This window comes from Mesorhizobium sp. M7A.F.Ca.US.006.04.2.1 (assembly GCF_004022915.1).
GTDB lineage: Bacteria > Pseudomonadota > Alphaproteobacteria > Rhizobiales > Rhizobiaceae > Mesorhizobium > Mesorhizobium ciceri.
Genome location: NZ_RZQA01000529.1, coordinates 1 through 4,571 on the forward strand (window position 1 = coordinate 1; position 4,571 = coordinate 4,571).

Below are 4,571 nucleotides of genomic sequence, written 5' to 3' on the forward strand. Positions count from 1 at the left end.
CCCGGCGACGGTCGCCAGCAGCACCAGCTTTTGAAGCCGATCGGGATGGGTCAGTGCCAGGCGCTGGGCTATAAGGCCGCCCAGCGAGAAGCCGGCAAGATGAAAGCGCGCAAAGCCAGCATGATCGGCCAGCGCCAGCGTATCGCCGACGAAGTCATCAATCTCGTAGCGTCCCTTGATGCGCGCCGACCCGCCATGGCCACGTAGATCAAATGTGAGCACGGTGAACTGATCCGGCAGGCGAGCGACGACGCCGCTCCACGCTTCCAGATAGGAGCCGACGCCATGGATGCAGACCAGCTTCTGTGGCCCGTTCCCGTCGACACGATAGTTGAGCGCCACATCGCCGTGAACGAAGGAACCGGTCGCCATCGCCATCAGTGCCCCACCGCGACAGCCCTGGTGCGATCCCGCGTGGCGAAGTGCGGCATGACCTCATCGACGAACAGCCTGATCGTCTTCTTCTGCAGTTCGAACGGCAGGTTGAAGGTGAGTCCCAGGCAGTACTGGTCGACGCCCGCAGCCTCATAATCCTCGAGCTTCTCGATGATCTCGCCTGGGGTGCCAAACATCAGGTTCTTGCGGATGCTCTCTGGATTGTAGTTGTCCTTGCCCTTGACGCTTTCATAAGGCACAGCCTCGGGGAAACCGTTCTTTACCGTGCCGATGTTCTGGAAGAGGTTCTCGAAGGAGCGCCCGTAGTCGATGGCGTGGCGGACCGCGACTTCCCAGTCCTCCGGGCGATCGTAGATGCAGGTGCGGCGTTGCATCATCAGGCGTGGGCGCGGCACTTCCGGATGGTCGGCGACCGCCTTGCGAAATTTTTCGCCGAGCACGGCAATCTCGGCCGCGGGCGCTGAAAGCGGCGTCGACAGGATGTTGGCACCAATGCCTACGGCCCAGTCGAATGTGCCAGGGTCACGTGCCGCCACCCAGATCGGCGGATGCGGCTTCTGCAATGGCTTGGGCACGCCCGCGGCCAGCGGAAACTTCCAATAGTGGCCGTCATGCGCATAGTCATGGGCCCACAGTTTCTTCACCGCCGGCACCAGTTCCTTGAGGTAGGCGACGCCCTCCTGCTGTGGCATGCCGCCGGCCATGCGGTCGAACTCGTATTGATAGGAGCCACGGGCTATGCCGAACTCCAGCCTGCCGCCGGTCAGGTGATCGCAAAGGGCGGCTTCGCCAGCCAGCCGGATCGGGCTCCAGTACGGCGCCACCAGCGTCGAGGTGCCAAGCCGGATCTGCTGCGTGTGCTGCGCCAGCCAGGTCAGGGTCATCAACGGATTGGGCGAGATGGTGCACTCGATCGTATGATGCTCTGCCGTCCACAGCGTCTCGAAGCCGCCCGCGTCGGCCATCTGCGCCAGCTCGAGCAGATTGCTCTTCACCTTCGACATCGGCATGTCGGGCGAGAAGCGCTCCATGGTCAGCGACACTGCAAATTTCATTTCTGTTGTCCCGTCCTTTGTGGTCGGTGTGGGTGATGCTCAGCGCAGGCGGATGACAAATGGGTCCTGCATGAGCCCGGAATAATCGATCATGATGTTCTTCAGCCGCGAGAACTCCTCCATCACGTCGAAGCCTCCCCTGCGGCCATAGCCGCTTTCCTTGAAGCCGCCATTGGCCGACATGAACGACGAGGCGCGATAGGTGTTGATCCAGACGGTTCCGGCATCGACATTGCGGGCAAAGCGCAGCGCGCGGTCGATGTCCTTGGTCCAGATGCCGGAGGACAGTCCGTAGCGCGTGTCATTGGCGAGCGCGGTCATCTCCTCTTCCGACGAGAAGGGGATGACGCCGACGACCGGCCCAAAAATCTCCTCCTGCATGAAGTCCATGTCGTTGCGGGCGTCGACCATGACGGTCGGCTCGAAATACCAGCCTTCCGCGAGCTCGGCCGATTGCGGTCTGCGGCCACCGGCCGCGATCCTCGCCCCCTGATGGACGCCCGAGGCGACGTAGCTTTCAACTTTGGCAAGTTGTGCCGACAGCGCCAGCGGACCCATGTCGGTATCGTCATTCAGGGGGTGGCCCACCCTGACCCGCCTGGCGCGCTCGACCAGCGCGTCGACGAAACGGTCATAGATACTGGCCTCGACGAAGCAGCGCGATCCGGCAACGCAGCTCTGGCCGGCGGCGGCGAAGATGCCGGAGACGACGCCGTTGACGGCATGGTCCATGTCGACATCGGCAAAGACGACCTGAGGCGATTTCCCGCCAAGCTCCATCTGGCACGAAACCAGGTTCGCCGCAGCATTTGCGGCAATGCGCCGGCCGGTGGCCGTGCTGCCAGTGAAGACGATCTTGGCGATGTCGGGATGACGCGTCAGCGCGTCGCCGGCGCTGGTGCCGGTGCCGGTCACGACATTGACGACGCCGGCGGGGAAGCCGGCTTCCATGATCAGTTCGGCCAGCGCCAGCGTCGAGGCGGTGGCGTGTTCGGACGGCTTGATGACAACGGTGTTACCGATGGCAAGGCACGGCGCCAAGGTGCCGGTGAGCAGCATCATCGGCGAGTTCCACGGCGTGATCATGCCGACGACGCCAAGCGGCTCGCGCATGTTGAAGTTCAGCATGTCAAGCTTGTTGACGGGGATGGTGTCGCCCAGCAGCTTGTCGGCCATCCCGGCGAAATAGCTGTAGGAATCTGGCATGGCGCGCATCTGCGCCCGCATCTCCTTGAGCAGCTTGCCATTGTCGCGTGTCTCGATCAGCGCCAGCTCGTCGGCATGTTCGAACACCAGTTCCGCCAGGCGATAGACGAGCTTGCCGCGGTCGGTCTGGGTCATGCGGCGCCAAGCCGGATCGGCAAAGGCTGCCCGCGCTGAAGTGACTGCGGCATCGACATCGGATGCGTCGGCCTCGGCCAGTTCATACCAGGGCCTGGCGGTCGTTGGATCGTAGCTTGGAATATATTGCCCGCCTTTCGGTGCGACGAAACCGCCGCCGATGAACAGCTGCTGGCGGGAATTCTCGATCGATTTGACTGACGTCTTCATGGCTGTTCCTGTTCGGCGTCCTTGGGGCTTTGCATCCATGGCTTCGAACCGCCATCAATGCTGGCGAGACGCCCGCCATCGCCCGAATCCATGTAGATGCTGAAGCGCTCGTCGTGCCGCTCGCGGCTGTAGCGGCGCAGCAGCGCGCGGATTTCGCGCGCAGGAATGTCTTCGTAGGGAAGGTCCGCCAGCGGAAAGAACTTGAATCCCGCGGGCAATGTGAGGGCGGCGGAAGCGCCGGAGAGACGGGCACGATAGATGAGGTAGCCGGGATCGCTGTCGGCGACATCGAAGACGGAATAAAGAAACGTCTCATCCGGAAGCAGCGTCAGTGCGTCGCCGCCTTCGAGCTTGAGTTCGTTTTCCGCCTTGCGGCTCTTGGCGCTGGGCAGCACCCAGCCGCCCTTGCCGTCGGCGCGCAACAGGATGTTGCCTTCGGCTTCGATCAAATAGCCGACGATCATCGAGTGGGAAGCAAGCCAGCCCGGTGGCAGTGGATCCTTCACCGAGGCATAGCGTCCGCGGCAAAAGCCGAGCGGTGCCGACGGACTGGTGCCAAACGCCTGCACGGCGCCGATGAGAACGACATGGTCGCCGGCATCGACGCGGTTGTGCACGGTGCAGTCGAACCAGGTCAGGCATTCGTTGAGGATTGGCGCCCCGGTGTGGACACGGTCATGGCTGATCGAGCCGAACTTGTCGTGCGCCTTCGAGGCGAAGACCGCCGAGACGTCAGTCTGCCCCTCATGCAAAAGATTGACCGCGAAGGAGTCGGACGCGTTGAACGCGGCATAGCTGGCAGCGGCCTTGCCGACGCAAACCAGAAGCAGCGGCGGATCAAGCGAGACCGACGTAAAGGAGTTGGCCGTCATCCCGCGCGGCGTGCCATCGGCGTCGCGGGTGGTGATGACTGTGACGCCGGTCACGAAGGTTCCGAATGCCCTTCTCAGTGCAATCGGATCGATCGTTGGCTGTGGAGTCGTCAGCATCTGGCCTCGTGTTCCCTCTTTGTATTGCGCGAGACGTTAGCCGCTGACCTGCAGCCGTTCTTCCTCCTGTTGATAGGAACAGCAGGCAGAGAGGCTGCTGTGTTTGCGAGCAAGGATCGCGGACAACAACGCAAACGGCAGGGAAGATACCCAAGCTGGAAACAGTCCGCACGGCGGAGGCTGGAACGATGCTATCTTTCGACCGAATCGCGGTTGTCGATGACCTCGCGCAAGCGGATGGCGAGCTCGAAAGCAAAGCGCCGCTCAGGGGTATCGAGATCGACACCGAACAGTTCCTGGATGCGCGCCAGCCGGTACCGCAAGGTGGTCACGTGCAGCCCCATCGCATCAGCGCAGGCCTGGCTGCGGCAGCCTTCGCGCAGATAAGAGAACAACGTCTCCATATAGGGGGTGCCGTGCCGGCGATCGTGATCGGCGATGGCGCCGACACTGTCCTGCACGAAGCTCCGCACATCCTCCACCTCGGCGGCCGCGATCAGCATCGGCAGCGGGCCGAAATCCTGGCTGGCAAAGACGCCGGTCCGGCCGAACGAGCGTCCGATACGGATCATGCGCAGGC

Annotated in this window: 5 protein-coding genes; all 5 read right to left on the reverse strand. The window is 62.8% G+C overall.

The features are described 5' to 3' along the window. Window positions 1-378: alpha/beta hydrolase (locus EN925_RS24400; protein ID WP_128336992.1), on the reverse strand; the 378-nt coding region annotated here is incomplete at its 3' end. Continuing rightward, on the reverse strand, window positions 378-1,451 hold the full coding sequence (locus tag EN925_RS24405) for an LLM class flavin-dependent oxidoreductase (protein ID WP_013525191.1): 1,074 nt from the start codon (window positions 1,449-1,451) through the stop codon (window positions 378-380). The genes EN925_RS24405 and EN925_RS24400, both read right to left, overlap by 1 nt. 39 nt (window positions 1,452-1,490) lie before the next feature. Next, the gene (locus EN925_RS24410; RefSeq protein WP_127388442.1) at window positions 1,491-3,002 is read right to left on the reverse strand and encodes an aldehyde dehydrogenase; all 1,512 of its coding nucleotides are present in this window, start codon (window positions 3,000-3,002) and stop codon (window positions 1,491-1,493) included. Then, on the reverse strand, window positions 2,999-3,991 hold the full coding sequence (locus EN925_RS24415) for a flavin reductase (protein WP_013525189.1): 993 nt from the start codon (window positions 3,989-3,991) through the stop codon (window positions 2,999-3,001). The genes EN925_RS24410 and EN925_RS24415 overlap by 4 nt, the downstream gene beginning before the upstream one ends. 191 nt (window positions 3,992-4,182) lie before the next feature. Further along, a partial coding sequence (locus EN925_RS24420) for a helix-turn-helix domain-containing protein (RefSeq protein WP_206632903.1) occupies window positions 4,183-4,571 on the reverse strand: 389 nt, incomplete at its 5' end.

Excerpts from the sequence above, each read along its gene's own strand:
- EN925_RS24405 (WP_013525191.1), bottom strand. The coding sequence starts at position 1,451 with ATGAAATTTGCAGTGTCGCTGACCATGGAGCGCTTCTCGCCCGACATG.
- EN925_RS24410 (WP_127388442.1), bottom strand. The coding sequence starts at position 3,002 with ATGAAGACGTCAGTCAAATCGATCGAGAATTCCCGCCAGCAGCTGTTC.
- EN925_RS24415 (WP_013525189.1), bottom strand. The coding sequence starts at position 3,991 with ATGCTGACGACTCCACAGCCAACGATCGATCCGATTGCACTGAGAAGG.